Consider the following 19015-nt stretch of genomic DNA (forward strand, 5'->3'; position numbering starts at 1 on the left):
TCCACGTATATCAGAATGGTCAAATGCCGGTTAGTTTCTGCCTGCTACTTCCATTTTTTTATTCTCTATTGACAAAGGCACAACATATCAAATTATAGGGATTAACTTAGATTTTCACATAAAATGCATGTTTATGATGATGAAATGCAGTTTTTCTTGTGAGCCTTAAGCTTTTTGATTGCCCAGTCGTAGTGACTTGAAGTTGAACTTACAAAATACGAACCTAAATCTGTAGTACCAGTCCAGGCAAAATACTTTTTTGTGAAAAGTTCTTCGTTGGTGTATTGTTCAACAAGGGCAAGCACTTTTTTGTGACTTTCAGCAAGCATTTTCTTTGCATCTTCAAAACTTGTCTTCTGATGACGATTCCAGAACATAAGGTTCATTGCACCGTAAGTTTTCCAGCTGTACTCAGACGGCAGAAAAGCAATTGCAGATTTTGCATCAGGATTGCTTTTATTGTTTTCGATAAATTTAATCATCAGCTGATGCCATTCATAAAGGTGAATAAGAAGGTCGCGTACATTTTTATCGCGGCTCCAGTGCGCTTCTTTTTTGCTTGCATCACCCGAAAAATCGAAGGGGCTTGCAAGTTCCTTTTCACTCAATTCATCAATCATTTCATTCAGCTTTGCATAATTTTCTCTTGCTGCAGAAAGCAGTGATTCTTTGTCTCGTGGTCTTGGCATTGTCTCTCCTTTTAAAATTCCGCGTCAGTGTCATTACATCGAAGTAATAAACCCAACAATTCATGTGAATAAACTTTTGGCTTATCTGATTCCCGAACAATTTTCCATAGCCTTGCAGCAGCCTTAAGCCGTTCTGAAAAGACTACCGTTGCCTGATCGGCACAAAAATCTTTTACGAACTTGTTCCATTGTAATGCTGATCTGTCGTATTTTGCATAAGTTTTTTTGCCGTTATAAATTTCTAAAAGATCGCCCAGAGTAAAGCTTGTGTCGCAACTTTCTTTTACTTTTTTGACGGTGGCAACCATGTCTGCATTGAACTTAAAGTTCTGAAGACCTGTCTGACTGGCAAAAAAATCTCTAAATCGGTTTCCAAAGGTAAAACCGCATTCAATCACTCCGGTCGATAAAGTCAAGCCTGAAGCGGATATGGTTACTATTCTTTCATCTCTGGCTTTTTTCTTCCGTATCTTTTTTTGCGGTAAAATTTTTACGCCTGCAAAATATGATTGAATAACTTTGTTCAGTTCAATCTTTCCACCATCATATTTAAGTCCGAGTGAGCGGCAGATTTTTATGAGTTCCTCGCGATACCAGTAATATTTTGAAAACTCTTCAAAGCTTTTGATTTCATCAAATTCCGGTCGTATCATTTTACTTCATCTTATGCGCAGTAATTATTGTATAATTGTAAGAATTAACGGTAATTCTTATTCCGTCAATCTCGCAGTACCAGTTTTTCCCCTGTTTGTAGATGTTACAGCCGGGAGAAAGAATTTTTTTTCTGCAATATTCAACCGGGTCTGAATCAGTTGCAGTTTTATCAAGCCCAAGGTTCCGCCTGATTCTGTCTGCTCCCATTTCCGTCGTGTGGATTTTTGCAATGTTGTCTAAAAGGATTTGCTTGTTTTCCATTGGGGTATCTCCTAAATTTTTTTCACCGGATGGCGGATTACAGTTTTGAGTTTTTCCACTGCGGTCTTTCGCGGGTCAGAAAGATAAATTTCATGATGAAGCCGCGTATCCGTAAAATCATTTTCGTAACCGCTATACATTAAAAAATCATTCATCAGCTTTATCGAAGCAGGCTCTTCGTCATATGAACCGACATGCATAATTTGAACACATTTGCCCTCGCTGATTTTCAATAACTCTGCGCGCGAACAGTCCAGACCTTTCTTTTTTGTCACTTCCTGAACAGCCCAGTCAAAATCCACTTTTGTCACAAAGTCCGGTAAGCGCATTACGGAAATCCAGTAGAATGACTCTTTAGCTGAATAATCACATCCGTCCGTGCCGTCCTGCCACCAGAACCCTTCCAGAGGCGGAACAACATAGTCGAAATAGCCCTCAATTCTGTGGTCACCTTTTTTGCTCATTTTGATTGTGTACGAAATAGCATATAAAAGACCTACGGCTTTCTGATAGTCACCGCCTTCTTCGTTTGGGTTACCCTTTCCGCGTACTGCGACATACTGCATTTCAGGTACAGTTACAATCTGAGCTTTCTTTGGTGGAAGATAAAATTCCTTGTATTCTTTCTTAAAATCAAATGCCATAATATTACTCCTTCTGTTTTATGCCCCAATTTTACCATCCAATTCTTGACAACTATCTGTCAACAATTCAAAATAAAAACATGAAAATTGACAGATTGGTAAGCATCATAATGCTTCTTCTTGAGAAAAAACGGATGAGCGCTCATGAACTTGCAAAAAGCTTTGAGGTTTCCGAGCGAACAATTTACCGCGACATTGAATCAATCAACCTGGCCGGGATTCCGGTTTGTGCTGTTCCGGGAGTTGGCGGAGGCATTGAAATTCTTCCGTCGTATAAAGTGGATAAAAAAGTCTTTTCTTCAGATGATCTTTCGGCGCTTCTTATGGGCTTGTCCAGCATTTCAGGAATGATAAAAAGTGACGAACTTGCAGCCGCAATGGCAAAAATAAAAAGCTTTATTCCAAAGGAAAAAGCTGATGAGATTGAACTAAAGGCTAGTCAGATTATAATCGATATGAAACCCTGGTACGGAAACGAAAATATTAGGCCCTATCTTGAAATTCTCAAAACTTCACTGCAAAAAAATAAGCTTGTTTCCTTTTCATATTTTGATGGCAGCAGCAATAAGACAGAACGCACTGTGGAACCATACCGGCTTGTACTGAAGGGAATCAACTGGTATTTTTACGGCTTCTGCCTTGTACGAAAGGACTGGCGGATTTTTAAGCTTTCGCGTATGACAGAACTGAAAATCACAGAAGAAGATTTTTCCCCGCGCGAATATAAAGCACCTGTCCTCGATTTTGAAAATGTAAATCCAGAAACAATAACGGATATAAAACTGCGTATTCATAAATCAAATATTGACCGCATACTTGATTATTGCTCACAAGACCAGATTATTCCCGATGGTGACGAACATTTTATTGTAAGCTATCCTTTTGTCGAAAGTGATTATTCCTATGATATGCTTCTTTCAATGGGAGAAAATTGTGAATGTCTTGAACCGGCTTTTGTCCGCGAAAAGATTAAGATGAAAATAAAAAAGCTGGCGGCTTTATATGAAAGCTCACCAGCTGTCTCTTAAGTTTACCCTACCCTAAAATAACTGACCGGGAAGTTTTAATTTTTCCTTGTAAGGAAATTTTGCATCGAAAGCTTCAAAAGCCTCCGGGTTTTCTTCTGCCACAAAATAGCCTTTTGGCGGGCAATAAGTGCCTTTTCTTCCGTTCAGGAAACCTGGAATAAGTTCCTGTGCAAGGAAATATGGTACTTCTGCGTCCTTTGGCTCTCCGTGATAGTGAATTCCAAGCTTACATGCCAGGTCAAATCCTGCATGCTTGTAGAATTCGTAATTTCCTTCCATACAGAGAAATCCGATTCCCATTTTACGGGCCTTTTCAATTGAATATTTCAAAAGAGCAAGACCATACCCCTTCCTTTTGTAATCAGGACTAATGCTGATTGGCCCGAAAGTCCAGGTATGCAGGATTCCGCCTTCATCAAGCTCAATCTCTGCCTTTGAATACATCACGTGCCCGATGATTTTTCCATCAGCTTCCATAACTAGGGAAAGCTCAGAAATAAAATCAGGGTTATTCCGGTAGCAGTGAAGAACATAATGCTCACTACAGCCAGGACGATAAACGTTCCAGAAAGAATCTCTGGTAAGATTTTCTACTGCTTCATAATCGCGTGGCTCTTCCACGCGGATAGAATAATTGTTGTTCATTGTTATCTCCAGGAATTGTTTTAGGGGTTTTTTGAAATACCCGTTTTTGAGCCTAAAACAAAAACCTTGAAAGACCCGCCCAAAAAGAATTGAAATTCGACCTTAGTCGTTCCAGTCTTTCAAGGCTTTAAGCAATGAACCAACTTTTGCCAGATTTTGACATCCAGCCTCCTTAAATTGAATTACCTAATTATACGCCTGAAATCAAATTAAAGAAAGAATTTTCAGACAAGATACAGAAGGAAATGATTCTTGATTCCTCAAAGACAAAGGAAGCTGTTAATTACTGCCTTAACCGCTGGCAAAACCTTGAAAGCTTCATAAAATATCCAGAAGCAACGTTCTCGACTAATTTTGCGGAGCGTAGTGTAAAAAGCTGGGTAATGGCTAGACGCAACTTTCTTTTCAGCGGTAGCGGTAAGGTTACCGTGAAACATTGAAATCACGCCTTATAAGATTCGTGGAGAATGGATTTAAGGTGTGTTATAATTTGGTAAACTTAAAATTGATTTGGAGATAACATTTAAGCTTGAAGATCTTTCAGTTCCCTGCGTGACTCAATTTTGAGTTTTTTGAAAATTGTTGCCATGTGGCGTTTTACAGTTTCTACGCTGATGAATAATTCTTCAGCAATCTGGACATTTGAATAACCGCGGGCTGCAAGGCGGGCCACTTCTTTTTCGCGAGAAGAAAGGACGTCAAAGGGGGCTTCTTTGTTTGTCTGATTTATCGAATCATCATTCTTCTTTTTTGAAAATGGTAGTAAAATCAACTTAATTAGAATTCCCATAAGAGCTGGACGAAGCTTTACAAAAATCATTATAAAAAAAGCTGTTGAAGAAATTGAGGAAATGGTCTCTTGATCAGCTTGCTGCAACAGTTCGAAATCAGAAATCAAAATTAGGATTTTTACAACTGAGACAAAGGACCCGCTTAGGATTGCAAATTTTGATATCTGGACTGGAAAATCAACCTTGAACTGAGCCACCTTTTCTTTTAGAAGAATTGCAGGAATCATAAAAACTACAATTCCAGCAATCACAAGAATACTATCTATCAGCATAAACTATTCCGAATCACAAAGCAGAGAAACTTTACTTTCTACAGGAAGCAAAACCAGATTAAGAAGCAAAGCATAAATAAGCGGGACGCAGGCAACGGTAAAGTTTACTCCGAGCGCAGAACGATCTTCAAGATGAACAAGCATTCCCATAAAGCCGCCTAGTGTCGTCATTATTCCTTCGAGAATCAGAAGTGTACAAAAAGTTTTTATTGAATTTACTGATAATGCTTTTTGTGAAACTGAAACCTTTTGATTCTTAAAAACACATTTTAACGCGCTAAAAAAAATCTTGAAGTTACCGGAAATAGTAAGCAGCAAAAATGTCGGGATGAAAATATAAATCAAGCCGGGAAGATCTCTAAGATAATAAAAACTCAAAGGTTCCTGCTCAGTGTGATTAATTGTACTTGTAAACATAACCAATAAATACAAGCCTACAATCAAAGCTATAGAAATCAAAATTTTAAATGTTTTCAGAATGATTTCTTTTTTTGAAAGGCTTGCAGTTTTATTTTCTGCATCGCTTTCTTCTGTCATAACATTTATGATATTGCGGCGAAGCTTGGCTTTTAGGGTTATAAGCATCATTCCAAAGAAAGCAAGATAATAAAATGAACAAATTATAGTCGCAAGGTTTGGTCCTAGACTCTGGCATTCATCAATATTCAGATAGAAATAAATTGCGCTGATGAGCATAAAAAAACTTGAAACAAAAATCAGAGCCTTAAATGAAAAACTAAGTGATGTTTCCATTTTTTTTAGTTCTGGCAATTCTGTTTTATTTATTGTTTTTGTAGATGAGAAAATTTTAATGAAAGATTTTCCATATCCTGAAAGAAAAATCATCATTGCAAGAATCAGTAAAACTCCAGGCAACAAGACCGGCTCAATTATTTCCCATACGAAACCACCGCTTGTAAGACTGCACATAGTCGCAGTTAAACAAAGCACCCCAAAAGATAAAAGAAATTCGATAATCATAAGTCCCCCTTTCGAAAGTAGCCGGCTTGCCATCGAATATCTAAATTATCTATCTACAAACTGATAAATACAAGATACAAAAAGTTGTAATTTGAGTTGTAAACTAAATGTCAATTGACGCTTACAAAAGTTCCTCGTCCTGCCATTTGTTCAGGGCAAAGATGACCGCAATTTTTCCGTCAAGAATTCCCTGATTATTGGCAATGCATACAAGGGGCAGTCTTTTAGGACACCGTGATTCTTATAATCCGAGAGTGAGAAGCGTAACGCTGTCGTTGGATTATAAGTTTCCCTGTACTGCCTTAAGCTTTTTGCCTGAAGATTAACTTCTGCCTTTACCTCAATAGGAACAATTTCATCATCATTTTGGAAAATAAAATCCACTTCTGCAGTGCTACTCTTTGATGACCAGTAATACGGCTCAATTCCAAACTCACTTATAAGCTGCTGGCAGACAAACTGCTCAGTTAATGAACCCTTAAATTCTGTAAAAAGCCTGTTACCTTCCAGCAAAACTTTGCCACTGAGATTTGTCATACTGCACAAAAGTCCTGTGTCCAAGATAAAGATTTTGAAAGCTTCCAAATCCTCGTAGGCTTTTATAGGAATTCCAGGTTTGTTTATGCGGTGAACCTTTATAAGAAGTCCTGCGCTTTTAAGCCAGTTGATTGCATTTTCATATTCACGTGCTCTGGCACTTTCTTTTACTACTGAATACAAAAACTTCTTATTTTCTTTTGCAAGCTGGCTTGGGACAGAATCCCATACCTGCCTGATTTTATTTGCCATTTCGTCTGTTGTGTGCTTTGAAACATCATTTTCGTAAGTTCTGAGAAGTTCCTTTTGAACACGGCGCACTTCATTAAAATCATTTGTTTCAACCCATGTAGAAACGGCTTCGGGCATTCCGCCAATGAAAAAATAATATCTTAAGAATTCAGTGAAATCATGAGAGAAAGATTTTATAAGCTCCATATCTGGATTTTTTGAATTGATAAGAGTTGCGTGCTGTTCTTTTCCTATCGCCATTAAGAACTCAGTGAAGGAAAGCGGATAAAGATTTAAAAAATTGACCTTGCCGACAGGAAAGGAAATTCCTTCATGCAGTGAAACTCCCAAAAGGGGCATTAAAAAGATTTTCCAGAGCAGGGTTTTCCTGACAGAAAAGATAAGCTGTATTTTTATAATCAAGCCTGCCGAATTCCTTCATAATCCAGGTTTTGCCAGTTTGTCTGGCACCCTGTAAAATAAGCGGCTTTCTTGTTCTGGAAGTTTTCCATTTTCGCAAGTCTTCTATAATTTTTCTATACATTCTGCTCTCTTTTAATCACGAAATTCTAACGACTTTTATGCATACTTATCACAAATATCGAAGGACTTTTTAGGATTTTATCACGAAATCCTAAGGACATTTTGAGGCATAAGAGACGGAATGTCAATCATTAAAAAAATTTGAATGAAGCAGATTCAGACAAGATACCTGTTTTTGCCGATGAAATGCAAATAGATATCCAGACCAATTTAAATTGAAAGGTGGGAAAATGATTGACATTATAAAATAACATCGTTATATTAACCTGGTTATAATGGAGGATCTATGAAAATTCTTGTATTAAACGGAAGTCCGCGAAAGAATGGTAATGTATCAAAAACACTTAAAAAAGAAGTTGAAAAAATATCGCAAAAATATTCTGCCAGAGAGAATGTTTTAATCATTTGGGAGAATGCAGCCGAATTAGATTTTGATTTTTGCAGGGGATGCATGGCCTGTCGTTCCAAAAAAAACTGTATCCTTCCAAACGACGATGCTCACAGGATTGCAGAAGAAATAAATCACTGTGATATGATTTTTGTTGGCACTCCAGTTTACTGGGGAAATATGAACGGAAAACTAAAATCACTTTTTGACCGTCTTGTTGGAGTCTTGATGGCAGAATCAAAATTTGGCATACCCCTTCCTCTTCAAAAAGGGAAAAAGGCAGTTGTAGTAACAAGCTGCACAACCCCTTTTCCCTTCAATTATATCTGCGGTCAGAGCTCAGGCGCCTTCAGAGCAGTTAAAGAAGTCCTGAAAAGCTCCGGCTTCAGAATTGTAAAAAAAGTAAACTTATCGAATACAAAAGTCACAAAAAAAATCAGCTAACTCATAGTTTTTATAGTTTTTTACAGAAAAAACCATGATGATTACAGTAAAAAGCAAACTTTTTTGTTCCGCTGATTTTGAAGCGAGCCTGGGCATTCTCTTCCGGGTAGAGTTTTTTGATTTCCAGACCATCCTGACGCATTGTGGAGTCAGACAACTCGCCTATTCTTCCATAAATTGCTGTCCCCAGGAACACATGGCATCCAGAATTGGAATTACCGATTTGCCAAGTTCTGTCAAACTGTATTCAGTTTTTGGAGGAACAACCGCGTAAACCTTGCGGTTAATTGATAAATCAGGACTGCAAGACCAAGTTAGAATCTCGCAGAAAAAATACTGCGAGATTTTTTATTCCCACTTAAAATTCATTTCTTTGCAACGACTGCAGGCATCTTCGAAGCCGAGTTTTTTATACAGCTGATATCCCATCGGAGCTGCCTTGAGTTCAAGGAAATCAAGATTCTGAGTTTTACCAAAATCCATAATCTGCTTGATGACATTGCCGGCAATTCCCTGGCGTCGTTTTTCTGGAACAGTATAAACATTCATAATATTTCCAATACGTCCATGAGGAAAATTTGGATTTGCAGGCTTTTCCAGAATCTGCAAAAAAGCAATTGAAATGATACGTTCATCTTCCTCTGCCGCAAAAACATAACAATCGCGGTTCAGATGATTTGGAAGATATTCCTGAAGCTGGGTTTGGATTGCGGCTTCCATTTCTGAAGTCTGAGGCCCAATGTCTTCCCGGATAAATTCCATACGACATCTTATAATTTCATCAAGTTCATTCAAATCTGCTTTTTTGTAATTAATCATTTATACCTCGCTCTTTAATTATAATAGATATATTCTCACTAGACACTATGCTAATTCAAATTTCGTGCTATTCTATTTGTAGAGGTATAAAAACCAATGAAATACATACTCCGCTGCTTAAAAAAGTTTTATAAAATATTTGTACTAATCTTAATTCTAAGCTGCGCAAACACAATGCCGGCATTTTCAGAAAACGACGATGATATCTGCATTTCTATAGACTCTTTTTACTTGAACCTTGGCTGGGGGCTTACTTACACTCCAAAAAATATAGATAAAAACCAGACTATTTTTCCGCTTTTGAAATTTGTGGAAGAGCACTATGAAGAACTTTCTAAATCAAAGCATGAATATCTGGCATGGATTGAAAACTCCAACGATAAAAATTTTCCATATAGGATGCAGATTATTGATAATGAGGCAGAAAAACCAAAAACAAGATCTTTCCGCTTAAAAAAAGAAGAAACTTGTATTTATATATTGATGAAAATACTTTCGGAAGAAATTTGCGGAGAAGAAAAAGTAAGTATAAAAGAAGAACCCCTTTCACTTTATCTGGTTGCAGAAAAAATTGACAGAGACAGTAACAAGCCATGCAATTCTGGAAATCGATAAGAGAAAATAATAGAATATTTATGGGAAGATATGATTTGCACTTGCAAGGGTGTATAAATTAAGAGGTAAGATCATGAAAGTATTAATTTTAAACGGAAGCCCGCGGGTAAACGGAAACACAACAGTTGCAATAAACGAACTCGCCAAAATTTTTGAGCAGGAAAATATTGAAACAGAAACACTACAGATTGGGAACAAAGATATTCGTGGCTGTATTGCCTGCGGTTCCTGCGGAAAAACTGGAAAATGTGCTTTTGATGATGCAGTAAACGAAATCGCATCTAAGTTTGAAGCCACAGATGGTCTTATCCTTGCAAGCCCAGTTTACTATGCCTCTGCAAATGCAACACTTATCGCCTGTCTGGACAGACTTTTTTACAGTACCCACTTTGATAAAACAATGAAAGTTGGTGCCAGCGTTGTTGTTGCCCGCCGCGGCGGATGTTCTGCAACATTTGACGAACTGAATAAATACTTTACAATCTGCGGAATGCCAGTTGCTTCAAGCCAGTACTGGAACAGTCTTCACGGCCGCGAAAAAGGCGACGCTGAACTTGATGCCGAAGGCCTGCAGACCATGCGTACTCTTGCCCGCAACATGAGCTTTTTAATGAAGAGCATAGCCCTCGGAAAAGAAAAGTTCGGCCTTCCTCAAAAAGAAGAATGGACTCCAACTCATTTTATCAAAAAGTAAAAGTGCTATATGAGAAGCCTATGAAATTTCCAATTATTTTCCCGCATTATAGAACTGGTGACCGAGACAGCATATATGATTATGATTTATCGATAGCTCAACAGGATAAACAGTTAATTTTTACAAGTGTCATAATTGAAAATAACGGAAACGGTGAATACAGCAATATATATACACACTTTAAAGAACTACGCCTGAAAGAAGACTTTTTTCAGAATTATTCAAAAGAAGAGTTTTTGAATGTCTTAAAATTTTTAACCGATGTAGAATTCAAAATTCCAGGAACACTAAAATTCAATAAAAAAGGAACTACAACTATCTGGAAAAATTACCGGGATATAAACGAACTAAAAGCAAAAGAATATTTTATAAGCTGGAAGGAATCCTGAACTTGTAAATTGCAATAATTATTTATTAAAATGAAAAATAATGAAAAAACTGATTGCAATTTTTACACTTATTTTTACCGCCAGCCTTTCGCTTGCTTTTTCCCAAAACTATAATAATGGCAATGGAACAGTCATAGCCGAAGAAACCTGGGGCGATAACGAGTTGCAGATAGTTCGGCGTAAGCATGTGCAAACCATAAAAATGGCTGAAAATATAGATTTTCCAGAAAAAAACAAAGCTCTCTGGGAACATTACAGCTATCTGTATGAGACAAAATACTGCCTTATTCAAGAAGGGGGCATATTCCCTCTTATTAACGACTGCTCAGGCAAAGTCATTCACATTATGGAAATACTAAAAATCAGCAGGGCGGACGAAGAACCTTATTACACATACTATGTAGAAGTTGAAGGCAAGAAAGGATATATGTTCGCAGAGGAATGTGATTTCTACGATAAAGGGTACTGGGCAGTTGTCGGACGTATAAACAGTTCTGGAAAGCAGTGGACTATCCGAAATGCCAGATATAATGGTTGGTTTTGGGTAAAGGAACGACTTTTTGTAAGAGACAAGCCCGGCATAAATGAAACAAACAAGATTTATTTGTTCTACAAGGATGAAGAACTCCCCGGGGAAGAACAGTGGGGTACGGAAATAGAAGTTATAAATGCGACCGAAGAAGAAGAAATTATCGATGGAAAGTCAGGTCGCTGGCTGGAAATTGTATATAACGATATACGAGGTTGGGTTTTTGAAGGCTATGTAATCTGTGATTTAGAATTTGGATGGACACCAGAAGATCATTTAGAGCTGCAGTTTACCTGTGGATATAGATAATTAAAATAAATCCAGCATCGAATCAAGGTAAATTGCTTCACGCACTTCCAGCTGGCACTCTGGTTTTGTCATATAGTACAGTAGAAATTCCAGCACGACTGCACTTCCAAGTCCTCGACCTTCTATCTTAAAATTTGAAAATCCCAGCGGAATATAGGTTTTCTGAATATCTTCAATACTGATAAATGCCGGATTTTTCATTGCAAGGGAGAACTTATAACCGTCTTGCCCGCCAGGAGCCCTGCATTTATGTTCTGACACCTCTTCACCAAGATTTTTACGGCTCACATTTTCATAACAGCGTTTACGATTTTTACAGGCAAAATCACAGCATTCATTACAAAGGAATTCAACTTTATCTTTCTGATTTTTCAAAAGAGATGAAAGACGCTCAAAACTCTTATTCAGGCGAAAATCCGGAACAACATATTCAAATTCCCTTCTATTCAATTCCGCTTCAAAATCATCAAAATCTGTAATTACCTTTGTAGTAGAAGAAACAAGATAAAGTTCCGGATAATTTTCCTTAAGATAGTCCGTCAGTAAATCCGAATGCACGATTACACCGTTCTTTTCTTTTTTTGTAGAAGAAAAAAGTTTGCAAAGCTGGTTGCATTTTTTATCTGACAGATGCTCTTTTTTCAGAAGTGAATTACTGAAGGTAAGACGGGCAGAAATTCCATATTCATTCATCAGAGCAATAACGTCATCCGGGGCAGCATCTCCAAATCCAACCCGTCCCCCACCCCACAGGCAATCCATGGGTGCTCCATAAATCGAACCAATATCACACCATTCGTAAAACCAGTTCCGATGCTCTCGCCACAAAGGAAGAAAGCCCTTATAAAGTTCGTAAAATTCAAAGAGGCCTGGAAGATGATAATGCATATTTTTATCTTGATACAAGTTATCTAAAAAGACAAGTAATCAAAACATCTTAAAAATTATTTCAGAAAATGATATTATGAAAATCGTAATTTTTGATGAGAGTATGCCCCATTGCTGCAGGAGTATGATTTATGACATTACCGACAAAACCCGATTTTGACCATGAAAAAATCAAACAGGCCGTAAAACTGATGTTCGAAGCCATTGGTGAAGACACAAACCGTCCCGGTCTTGCTGAAACTCCTGACCGCGTAGCAAGAGCCTTTGAAGAAATTTTTGAAGGCTGTAAATATACAAACGAAGAAATCGCAGAATATAATAAAGTTCTTTTTGATAATCCGGCAACCGGAATTGTCGTTGAAAAAATTGAAGGTCCCGGCTTGAACGGAATGTGTGAGCATCACCTGCTGCCAATGTATGACATGACAGTTTATATCGGCTATATTCCAAAGGGAAAAGTAATCGGACTTTCAAAACTTGCAAGAATTGCCGAGCTTTGCGCAAAACGCCCTAGCCTGCAGGAAAAAATTGGAATGGACATTGCAGAATGTGTACAACTGGCAACAGGAGCAGAAGACGTTGCCGTTGTCATAACAGCAAAGCACGGATGCATTCAGTTCCGAGGCGCAAAAAAAGACGTAATTACAAAAACAGCTGAACTTACTGGAAAATTCCTGTCCGGAAGCAAACTACGCGCTGAATTCTACCAGCTGATTCAGGGACAGCTGTAAAACTCAGGTGAATACGATTTATAATTTCTCTCCGTGTTTTTCTTCCATTTCGGCAATTTCTGCCCGAAGAGTTTCCTGCAAGGCTTCATCATAACCTGTAAGTGCTGCAAAAGGAAGAAAGATTTTTGCTCGCTGGGAAAGAGGCATACGGTTAGAAAGGGAATCATAATTCCACTCGTGATTTATGATGTCTGAGTAATCTTTTTCAGTTTTCATGCCTTGTGCCCTCCTATCTGCTGATTGCGGTCTATGGTTGTTGCACCTTCTTCCAGATTCATTCCCTTTAGGATTGCATTCTTTCCATATTTTTTGATGATTTTAAGACGCGCTTTTTGAAGGCTGTCTTCTTTTTCCTGATTTAAACCGCCTTCTTTTTTATCAACTTCATCAAAAAGACCTGGCTGACGTTCGCTCAGAGGTTTAACTCCATTGGCAGTAAGATTTACACGGCGTACAAGCCAGAGGGGATTCACAATCTTTTCAAAAAGCGAGACAAAGCCTTCTACAATAATTTTTGAAGAATTCGTTTCACTCCCAAAAGTCCAGCTTCCGTGAACGGGCTTTGGAACTTCGCGGCCGTAATAATCACTGACAACTTCGCCATCAAAATCTTTAAGATTAAGACTTTCAATATCATATACCACATAAAGCGTAAATGAATCTGCAACGAACTCTTTTTTGAACAAATCAAGAGCAAGAAGTTCTGCCATCTCGCGCACAATGATTTTTGCTTTTTCAAAAGTGTAAGGCTCGTGAAGAACCTGACCGCTACCAAAACTTTTTGCCTGAGATTTGTATTTTTTAATATCCTTCATCCCCACAGGTTCAAGTCCCCATGCGTGATCCATCAGAATTTCAGCATCAATTCCAAACTCGTCATACAAAATCTCGGGATTCGAAAGAGAAGTTCGGGCAATATCTCCCATAGTGCGAATAAAATATTTTTCAAGCCGGCGGGCTGTCCCCTTCCCTACCCTCCAGAAATCAGTTATTGGCTGATGATTCCAGAGCTGGCGGCGATAAGACGGAATATCAAGTTCTGCAATGCGAACTCCGTCCTTATCTGCGGGAATATGCTTTGCAACAATATCCATTGCAATTTTACAAAGATAAAGATTTGGCGCAATTCCAGCCGTTGCAGTAATGCCGGTTTCTGAAAGGACATTGTGAATAACTTTTACAGCAAGCTCGTGAGCCGTCAAATTATAGAAAGAAAGATAAGATGTGGCATCTATAAAAACTTCATCAATTGAATAAACGTGAATATCTTCTGGCGCAAAGTATTTCAGATAGACATTATAGATTCGGGTTGAATACTGAATATAAAGCGCCATTCGCGGAACGGCCACAATATATTCAAGTTCCCTGCCGGTCTGCCTTTTGATTTCGCGGGCTTTTGCTTCTACCTCAAAAAGTCGTGAACGACCGCTCAGTCCGTAAGCTTTCAGGGCCGGTGTTACAGCAAGACAGATTGTTTTACTCGTGCGGCTTTTGTCTGCAACTACAAGTTTAGTCGTCAATGGATCCAGTCCGCGTTCACGGCATTCTACAGAGGCATAAAAAGTTTTTAAATCAATTGCGATATAGGTTTTGTTGTCCATTGATTATTCCGCACTGGGGATGATAAATAGTATAGCGTAAATTTTGAGATTAAAAAATTAAGTTTGCACGATACCTTTATACCGATTTACCTAGTATTTACCGCAATACCGCAATATGATTAACTGTTACGGTATATACCGAATATCTAGGTAGACACTGATGATTATTCAGGGCAGTTTAGAAAACAGAATTACAACTACCAAATTCCACCTATTGCAACAACTACTGTTATCCACCAGGAAAATTAATATGCAGGAAAACGAAAATGCTTCCGCGTGGAACCATGCTTTGCTCCGCCAGCTTTTCGCTCGCCGCAAGCTGCGCTTGCTCTGTAGGCTTCTTTACGCGTTGTGTGCCCCTCATCGTGAAAAAAGCGTCGCAAATCATGAACCCCCGCTACGCATTTTCTTGTCCTACAAATTTGCAGTGCCGTTTCTTAAGCACCGTTCACAATTGTCAGTCCCCACCCGGCGGGAGAAACGGAGGGCTTGTTCGGGAGCGAAGCGGACGAATGAGCGTTAGCGAACCCGGAGTTGCGACTAGGAAATTGGCCCCCGCCCATAATTTTTTTTCCGGATTTTCAAAAATTCAAAAAAGGGGCAAAAATGGGCTTCTGAGGGGGGGTGGTAATGATATTACATGATTTTTTGAAAAGAACGCGTCAGAAGCAATCCTAGGGCCGGTTTTAAAACATACCTAATATTGCGGTATTGCGGTATTTATTACCTAATATCTACCTAGTTACTACCTATACTCTACCTTATTACGCGGTATTACGGTAGTATATTAGTATAAACTGCGGTATTTTGGTATGGACTTAAAAGATTTCTTGAAGTATAATAAATTAAAAGCTTGAAAATTAAAAAACATTTTGGGAGGCTATTTTTTATGAAAATTATCACTGTAGCTTTGCAAAAGGGTGGGGTAGGAAAAACCTCCACAGCAGTGAGTCTTGCGGTTGAACTTGCAAAATCTGGAAGGACAATTCTTATAGATGCAGACCCTCAGGGTAACGCAACAACCTGGCTAAACATCCAGACAATGCAGTATGAGTTTGCAGATTTGCTGAACGGAAAATGCGGCATGGATCAGTGTATAAACCAGACATCAACACAGAACCTCTTTATTATCCCGACTGCCGGAATTGGTGGAGAGCTTAAAGAATACTCGGAGAACAAGGCTGGCGGTAATCAGGGAAAAATCAAAAAGACCCTTAAAGAGATTGCCAAAAATTTTGACTACTGCGTAATTGATACTTCACCAAGTTTTGGAAACTTTGAACGAGGAATCTTTTATGCAACCAATGAAATCGTGGCTGTTCTTCAGCTGGATGAATTTTCAAAAGACGGACTTCAGATTTTCAATGACCGCCTTCAGTCATTCATCAACGACAACCTTGAAGAAGACGAAGCACGTCCTACCTTTAACAAAATTGTATTCAATGCAAAAGATGACAGAATCTCGCAGCAGGGAATTATTCTAAATCAGTTTTTGCCATTAAAAGACCACGGTTATAATCTTTATGTAATTCCGGTAGATCAGGCATACCGTAAAGTTCAGAGCGCGCACATTGCCATTCAGGATTTCAACGGAACAAAAAAAGAAACGCTTGATACAATCAAGAAACTTGCAGAAGATTTAAAATAGGGTAGGGTAAAAAAAATGGCAGGAGTAAAAATTAAACCGGAAGATTTGGCAGGTAATACAGATGTTTTTTCGGATTTGCTCAATCCTGGAAAATCTAAAAAAGTTGAAGCGGCTGCTGAAAACCATAAAGAGCCGGAAAAAGACGTACATCTAACAATGCTGGTAAAAGAATCTACAAGAAAAGCCTGGAAGCAGTTCTTTATTGAGCACGATTTAAATACAACTCAGGGAGTAGAGATAGCAATGCTCCATCTGATAAGTGATGTTCAAAGCGGAAAATACATGCTGAACAAGGGCGGCTTGCGCGAAGTTCATCAGGAAGTCTAAAAAAAATTGAACGACTACTTTTTTCCACCAAAAATCGTGAGAATAAAAGAAGAAATAGTGGAAATAAGTAGTCGTTTCCCTATAAAACAGAAATAGCCGATAAAAACGTCCCAAAAAGTGGATAATAGTAGTCGTTCTTTATAAAAATTGTAAAATTTCCTTCAAAAAGCCCTCATATGGGAAAAATAATGTTGAAAATATAAACTACCAGTTTTATACTTTTAGTAGTCGTATAACTTTGAAATTTCAGGATTTAAAGTCATTGTCCTGATTTTGCCTAAAATTTGGACTTCAGTAGTCGAATTTGTGGAAAAAAGTAGTCGACAAATGGACATAAGTAGTTGAAAGCATGGACATAAGTAGTCGGGTGGGCTCTTAAATCTATATTTTAACAGAAATTAGACGTCCGTTAAATAATAAATATATAAATTTATAAAAGAATGAGGGGCTTTTATGAATTCAAAAAGTATTCCTTCGACGAAAATATCGAAGGATAAAGAAATTGTTGTACAGTCAAACAGTATAAGCCGTGGTATTTATTCATGCAGTCCAACTGCCAGAAAATTAATAGCTTACTGTATTCTTAAAATCAATCATTATCCAGAAAATCTGAACTCAACCGTTTATACAAATATTGATGTTCTTCATCATTTTAAGAGTTCATTTTCCATTTCTGAATTCATTAATCGTTTGGGAATTTCAAAAGGCTCAAATACCTACAAACAGGTAAAAAGAGCAGTAGAGGAACTATCAACAAGTGTAATTCAGGTTGAAAATACTGAAGAAAAGTATAAGGCCTATACATGGTTTTCTTCTGCGACCTATGATAAAGCAAACGATTTGATTGAATTGGATTTTAACCCTCAGATCGGACTTGCAATTCAGGAGTGGAAAGAAATCAAGCAGTTCTCTGCAATGAACATAAAGACAATTGGTGAGATTCAGTCGTTCTACGCCCTCAGGTATTTTGAACTTGCCTGTTCTTTTTACAATATGAAAGGCCGCTACGGAAATAAGAAAAATGAATGGAAATTTCCGTTAAAGGTTGATGAAATTAAAACGATGTTCAAAATCGATAAAGATGCATATAAAGACAGAATGAATAACTTCATCACAAAGGTTGTAAAAAATCCTATTGAAGAAGTGAATAAGGTTAATAAAGATTTCCAGATGTCTTATGCAAAAATTGTCGAAAATCATAAGACGGTCGGATTTGAATTTACATGTACTCAGTCAGATATTCTGAAAATTGAAAGTACTGATACACCGGAAGAAATTAATGAAAAACAGGTGATTAATCAGGAAGAGCTTGAAATCCAGCATTATAAGACAAAGTTTCCTGAGCAGTGGGAAGAAGCTGTAAGAACTGCAAAGCTGCAGAATGAACTTCCTTTTGAGATGGAAATGGTAACTGACGCAAGGGCAGTTGATATTCTTAAGGCTCAGGGATTGTAACGACTACTTAAATCCATATTTTTCAAATGATAACCAGTAACGACTACCAGAATCCATAGTTTTGGATATTGGTAGTCGTTTGTTTTTTAACTCAGGTCGATTTTTGGTAGGGTATAGGAGTTACGACTACTAATATCCAAGATTTTTAAATTTTTTCTGCTCTTGAACCAAATTTGTATGAATTTTTAAACACTATCTTAACTGTTAACGAAGATTTTTCGGGTGGAAATCAGTAGTCGTTAACCAGGTGGATAGAGGTAGTCTGTTTAAAATTTTAAACAGTGGAATTTGGTAGTTGTTAGTGAATAACTACCAAATTCCACCTGAAAAACTACCATTATCCACCATTTTGGTAGACAGAATCTGTAATTGACTACTGATATCCACTTCGACTACCAAATTCCACTTTTCTTCTTTTTTTTTGTAGTTTAACGACTCCTTATATCCACTTTTTGAATTTGATAATATTTTTGCTGCTTATTGACATATACCCCTGGCAGGTATATACTCCGAATTAAGATTATACCCCTATGGGGTATATGCGATAATTTGAGAATTTCAGGAGATTTTTATGCCAGAAGAAAATATTGAGGAATGTCCATACTGCTCTGGAAAGCACAAGGACAGAGACGATACAGAAAAAAAAGATTTGATGAACCGTCTTAAGCGGATTGAAGGGCAAGTGCGCGGGGTAGAAGGTATGCTGGAAAGCGGAGCCTATTGTACCGACATTTTGATGCAGGTTTCTGCAATTACCTCTGCACTCAACAGTTTCAATAAGGTTTTGCTTGGAAATCACCTTAAGACCTGCGTGGCAGAAAATATCCGTTCTGGTAATGACGAAGTTATTGATGAACTTGTAGGCACCTTGCAAAAGCTGATGAAATAAGGAGGCTGGAAGG

The 19015-nt window shown here is 37.9% G+C and carries 26 protein-coding genes and 1 pseudogene; 12 read left to right on the top strand and 15 right to left on the bottom strand.

What is annotated here, in order from left to right:
* Positions 1-131 precede the first annotated feature (131 nt).
* The 4 genes from T530_RS0110175 to T530_RS0110190 are packed head-to-tail and all read right to left on the bottom strand — an operon-like array spanning position 132 to position 2248.
* The gene (locus T530_RS0110175; RefSeq protein ID WP_027728920.1) at positions 132-689 is read right to left on the bottom strand and encodes a ClbS/DfsB family four-helix bundle protein; all 558 of its coding nucleotides are present in this window, start codon (positions 687-689) and stop codon (positions 132-134) included.
* Between the two features lie 11 nt (positions 690-700).
* On the bottom strand, positions 701-1342 hold the full coding sequence (locus T530_RS14150; RefSeq protein WP_051537940.1) for an SAP domain-containing protein: 642 nt from the start codon (positions 1340-1342) through the stop codon (positions 701-703).
* 1 nt (position 1343) lies between these two features.
* On the bottom strand, positions 1344-1604 hold the full coding sequence (locus T530_RS0110185; protein ID WP_027728921.1) for a DUF3781 domain-containing protein: 261 nt from the start codon (positions 1602-1604) through the stop codon (positions 1344-1346).
* Positions 1605-1615: 11 nt separating this feature from the next.
* Positions 1616-2248 (bottom strand): GyrI-like domain-containing protein, encoded by a 633-nt coding sequence (locus tag T530_RS0110190; protein ID WP_027728922.1) that lies wholly within the window; start codon positions 2246-2248, stop codon positions 1616-1618.
* Between the two features lie 80 nt (positions 2249-2328).
* On the opposite strand from T530_RS0110190, the gene T530_RS0110195 reads away from it, so the two are divergent.
* A complete protein-coding gene (locus T530_RS0110195; protein ID WP_027728923.1) occupies positions 2329-3276 on the top strand; it encodes a YafY family protein in 948 nt (315 codons plus the stop codon).
* A 12-nt stretch (positions 3277-3288) separates the two neighbouring features.
* On the opposite strand, the gene T530_RS0110200 is transcribed toward T530_RS0110195, so the two are convergent.
* Entirely contained in the window at positions 3289-3921 is a 633-nt protein-coding gene (locus T530_RS0110200; protein ID WP_027728924.1) for a GNAT family N-acetyltransferase, read from the bottom strand.
* A 203-nt stretch (positions 3922-4124) separates the two neighbouring features.
* Between T530_RS0110200 and T530_RS15360 the strand changes: the two genes are divergently transcribed.
* Positions 4125-4361 carry a transposase gene (locus T530_RS15360; RefSeq protein ID WP_371180460.1) on the top strand — a complete coding sequence of 79 codons (237 nt, stop codon included), beginning with the start codon at positions 4125-4127 and terminating at the stop codon, positions 4359-4361.
* Positions 4362-4444: 83 nt separating this feature from the next.
* Here T530_RS15360 and T530_RS0110210 read toward each other — a convergent pair whose 3' ends face one another.
* From T530_RS0110210 to T530_RS15250, 4 genes are all read right to left on the bottom strand, one after another.
* Positions 4445-4984, bottom strand: coding sequence for a helix-turn-helix transcriptional regulator (locus tag T530_RS0110210; RefSeq protein WP_027728926.1), 540 nt, complete (start codon positions 4982-4984; stop codon positions 4445-4447).
* Between the two features lie 3 nt (positions 4985-4987).
* Complete coding sequence (locus tag T530_RS0110215) at positions 4988-5965, bottom strand: hypothetical protein (protein ID WP_027728927.1); 978 nt, start codon at positions 5963-5965, stop codon at positions 4988-4990.
* Positions 5966-6115: 150 nt separating this feature from the next.
* Positions 6116-6994: an ATP-binding protein gene (locus T530_RS14155; protein WP_252507367.1), complete on the bottom strand. Its 879-nt coding sequence runs from the start codon at positions 6992-6994 to the stop codon at positions 6116-6118.
* A 70-nt stretch (positions 6995-7064) separates the two neighbouring features.
* The gene (locus T530_RS15250) at positions 7065-7277 is read right to left on the bottom strand and encodes an AAA family ATPase (protein WP_051537942.1); all 213 of its coding nucleotides are present in this window, start codon (positions 7275-7277) and stop codon (positions 7065-7067) included.
* Between the two features lie 285 nt (positions 7278-7562).
* Here T530_RS15250 and T530_RS14160 point away from each other — a divergent pair, with 285 nt between their 5' ends.
* On the top strand, positions 7563-8108 hold the full coding sequence (locus T530_RS14160) for a flavodoxin family protein (RefSeq protein ID WP_038074438.1): 546 nt from the start codon (positions 7563-7565) through the stop codon (positions 8106-8108).
* A gap of 10 nt (positions 8109-8118) precedes the next feature.
* On the opposite strand, the gene T530_RS15160 is transcribed toward T530_RS14160, so the two are convergent.
* The 3 genes and pseudogenes from T530_RS15160 to T530_RS0110235 all read right to left on the bottom strand — a co-directional run bounded on the left by T530_RS15160 (position 8119) and on the right by T530_RS0110235 (position 8927).
* Positions 8119-8265, bottom strand: coding sequence for a hypothetical protein (locus T530_RS15160; RefSeq protein WP_156011623.1), 147 nt, complete (start codon positions 8263-8265; stop codon positions 8119-8121).
* Between the two features lie 5 nt (positions 8266-8270).
* Positions 8271-8405, bottom strand: a pseudogene (locus tag T530_RS15325) (winged helix-turn-helix transcriptional regulator); the annotation flags it as partial.
* A 51-nt stretch (positions 8406-8456) separates the two neighbouring features.
* Positions 8457-8927 (bottom strand): GNAT family N-acetyltransferase, encoded by a 471-nt coding sequence (locus T530_RS0110235; protein ID WP_027728928.1) that lies wholly within the window; start codon positions 8925-8927, stop codon positions 8457-8459.
* Positions 8928-9101: 174 nt separating this feature from the next.
* Here T530_RS0110235 and T530_RS0110240 point away from each other — a divergent pair, with 174 nt between their 5' ends.
* The 4 genes from T530_RS0110240 (at position 9102) to T530_RS0110255 (ending at position 11463) form a co-directional block, all read left to right on the top strand.
* On the top strand, positions 9102-9542 hold the full coding sequence (locus T530_RS0110240) for a hypothetical protein (RefSeq protein WP_156011625.1): 441 nt from the start codon (positions 9102-9104) through the stop codon (positions 9540-9542).
* Positions 9543-9615: 73 nt separating this feature from the next.
* Positions 9616-10236 carry a flavodoxin family protein gene (locus T530_RS0110245; RefSeq protein WP_027728930.1) on the top strand — a complete coding sequence of 207 codons (621 nt, stop codon included), beginning with the start codon at positions 9616-9618 and terminating at the stop codon, positions 10234-10236.
* A 20-nt stretch (positions 10237-10256) separates the two neighbouring features.
* Positions 10257-10625 (top strand): hypothetical protein, encoded by a 369-nt coding sequence (locus T530_RS0110250; protein WP_027728931.1) that lies wholly within the window; start codon positions 10257-10259, stop codon positions 10623-10625.
* Positions 10626-10665: 40 nt separating this feature from the next.
* Positions 10666-11463, top strand: coding sequence for a hypothetical protein (locus T530_RS0110255; protein ID WP_027728932.1), 798 nt, complete (start codon positions 10666-10668; stop codon positions 11461-11463).
* Here T530_RS0110255 and T530_RS0110260 read toward each other — a convergent pair whose 3' ends face one another.
* Positions 11464-12225 (bottom strand): hypothetical protein, encoded by a 762-nt coding sequence (locus T530_RS0110260; protein ID WP_252507368.1) that lies wholly within the window; start codon positions 12223-12225, stop codon positions 11464-11466.
* Positions 12226-12482: 257 nt separating this feature from the next.
* Between T530_RS0110260 and folE the strand changes: the two genes are divergently transcribed.
* On the top strand, positions 12483-13082 hold the full coding sequence (gene folE, locus T530_RS0110265; RefSeq protein ID WP_027728934.1) for a GTP cyclohydrolase I: 600 nt from the start codon (positions 12483-12485) through the stop codon (positions 13080-13082).
* 18 nt (positions 13083-13100) lie between these two features.
* Here folE and T530_RS14165 read toward each other — a convergent pair whose 3' ends face one another.
* On the bottom strand, positions 13101-13298 hold the full coding sequence (locus T530_RS14165) for a hypothetical protein (RefSeq protein ID WP_038074444.1): 198 nt from the start codon (positions 13296-13298) through the stop codon (positions 13101-13103).
* A complete protein-coding gene (locus T530_RS0110275; protein ID WP_027728935.1) occupies positions 13295-14683 on the bottom strand; it encodes a DNA methylase in 1389 nt (462 codons plus the stop codon). The genes T530_RS14165 and T530_RS0110275 overlap by 4 nt, the downstream gene beginning before the upstream one ends.
* Positions 14684-15572: 889 nt before the next feature.
* On the opposite strand from T530_RS0110275, the gene T530_RS0110290 reads away from it, so the two are divergent.
* From T530_RS0110290 to T530_RS0110305, 4 genes are all read left to right on the top strand, one after another.
* Positions 15573-16331, top strand: a complete 759-nt coding sequence (locus tag T530_RS0110290; RefSeq protein WP_027728936.1) for a ParA family protein — start codon at positions 15573-15575, stop codon at positions 16329-16331.
* Between the two features lie 15 nt (positions 16332-16346).
* Positions 16347-16658 carry a hypothetical protein gene (locus tag T530_RS0110295; RefSeq protein ID WP_027728937.1) on the top strand — a complete coding sequence of 104 codons (312 nt, stop codon included), beginning with the start codon at positions 16347-16349 and terminating at the stop codon, positions 16656-16658.
* A gap of 453 nt (positions 16659-17111) precedes the next feature.
* A complete protein-coding gene (locus T530_RS0110300) occupies positions 17112-18113 on the top strand; it encodes a replication initiation protein (protein WP_027728938.1) in 1002 nt (333 codons plus the stop codon).
* Positions 18114-18684: 571 nt separating this feature from the next.
* Positions 18685-19002 (top strand): metal-sensing transcriptional repressor, encoded by a 318-nt coding sequence (locus T530_RS0110305; RefSeq protein ID WP_027728939.1) that lies wholly within the window; start codon positions 18685-18687, stop codon positions 19000-19002.
* Positions 19003-19015 lie beyond the last annotated feature (13 nt).

Source organism: Treponema sp. C6A8 (assembly GCF_000619925.1).
GTDB lineage: Bacteria > Spirochaetota > Spirochaetia > Treponematales > Treponemataceae > Treponema_D.

What these genes read in the sequence shown, in the direction of transcription:
- T530_RS0110175 (WP_027728920.1), bottom strand. Translation starts at nt 689, where the DNA reads ATGCCAAGACCACGAGACAAAGAATCACTGCTTTCTGCAGCAAGAGAA.
- T530_RS14150 (WP_051537940.1), bottom strand. Translation starts at nt 1,342, where the DNA reads ATGATACGACCGGAATTTGATGAAATCAAAAGCTTTGAAGAGTTTTCA.
- T530_RS0110185 (WP_027728921.1), bottom strand. Translation starts at nt 1,604, where the DNA reads ATGGAAAACAAGCAAATCCTTTTAGACAACATTGCAAAAATCCACACG.
- T530_RS0110190 (WP_027728922.1), bottom strand. Translation starts at nt 2,248, where the DNA reads ATGGCATTTGATTTTAAGAAAGAATACAAGGAATTTTATCTTCCACCA.
- T530_RS0110195 (WP_027728923.1), top strand. Translation starts at nt 2,329, where the DNA reads ATGAAAATTGACAGATTGGTAAGCATCATAATGCTTCTTCTTGAGAAA.
- T530_RS0110200 (WP_027728924.1), bottom strand. Translation starts at nt 3,921, where the DNA reads ATGAACAACAATTATTCTATCCGCGTGGAAGAGCCACGCGATTATGAA.
- T530_RS0110210 (WP_027728926.1), bottom strand. Translation starts at nt 4,984, where the DNA reads ATGCTGATAGATAGTATTCTTGTGATTGCTGGAATTGTAGTTTTTATG.
- T530_RS0110215 (WP_027728927.1), bottom strand. Translation starts at nt 5,965, where the DNA reads ATGATTATCGAATTTCTTTTATCTTTTGGGGTGCTTTGTTTAACTGCG.
- T530_RS14155 (WP_252507367.1), bottom strand. Translation starts at nt 6,994, where the DNA reads ATGGCGATAGGAAAAGAACAGCACGCAACTCTTATCAATTCAAAAAAT.
- T530_RS15250 (WP_051537942.1), bottom strand. Translation starts at nt 7,277, where the DNA reads ATGTATAGAAAAATTATAGAAGACTTGCGAAAATGGAAAACTTCCAGA.
- T530_RS14160 (WP_038074438.1), top strand. Translation starts at nt 7,563, where the DNA reads ATGAAAATTCTTGTATTAAACGGAAGTCCGCGAAAGAATGGTAATGTA.
- T530_RS0110235 (WP_027728928.1), bottom strand. Translation starts at nt 8,927, where the DNA reads ATGATTAATTACAAAAAAGCAGATTTGAATGAACTTGATGAAATTATA.
- T530_RS0110240 (WP_156011625.1), top strand. Translation starts at nt 9,102, where the DNA reads ATGCCGGCATTTTCAGAAAACGACGATGATATCTGCATTTCTATAGAC.
- T530_RS0110245 (WP_027728930.1), top strand. Translation starts at nt 9,616, where the DNA reads ATGAAAGTATTAATTTTAAACGGAAGCCCGCGGGTAAACGGAAACACA.
- T530_RS0110250 (WP_027728931.1), top strand. Translation starts at nt 10,257, where the DNA reads ATGAAATTTCCAATTATTTTCCCGCATTATAGAACTGGTGACCGAGAC.
- T530_RS0110255 (WP_027728932.1), top strand. Translation starts at nt 10,666, where the DNA reads ATGAAAAAACTGATTGCAATTTTTACACTTATTTTTACCGCCAGCCTT.
- T530_RS0110260 (WP_252507368.1), bottom strand. Translation starts at nt 12,225, where the DNA reads ATGGATTGCCTGTGGGGTGGGGGACGGGTTGGATTTGGAGATGCTGCC.
- folE (WP_027728934.1), top strand. Translation starts at nt 12,483, where the DNA reads ATGACATTACCGACAAAACCCGATTTTGACCATGAAAAAATCAAACAG.
- T530_RS14165 (WP_038074444.1), bottom strand. Translation starts at nt 13,298, where the DNA reads ATGAAAACTGAAAAAGATTACTCAGACATCATAAATCACGAGTGGAAT.
- T530_RS0110275 (WP_027728935.1), bottom strand. Translation starts at nt 14,683, where the DNA reads ATGGACAACAAAACCTATATCGCAATTGATTTAAAAACTTTTTATGCC.
- T530_RS0110290 (WP_027728936.1), top strand. Translation starts at nt 15,573, where the DNA reads ATGAAAATTATCACTGTAGCTTTGCAAAAGGGTGGGGTAGGAAAAACC.
- T530_RS0110295 (WP_027728937.1), top strand. Translation starts at nt 16,347, where the DNA reads ATGGCAGGAGTAAAAATTAAACCGGAAGATTTGGCAGGTAATACAGAT.
- T530_RS0110300 (WP_027728938.1), top strand. Translation starts at nt 17,112, where the DNA reads ATGAATTCAAAAAGTATTCCTTCGACGAAAATATCGAAGGATAAAGAA.
- T530_RS0110305 (WP_027728939.1), top strand. Translation starts at nt 18,685, where the DNA reads ATGCCAGAAGAAAATATTGAGGAATGTCCATACTGCTCTGGAAAGCAC.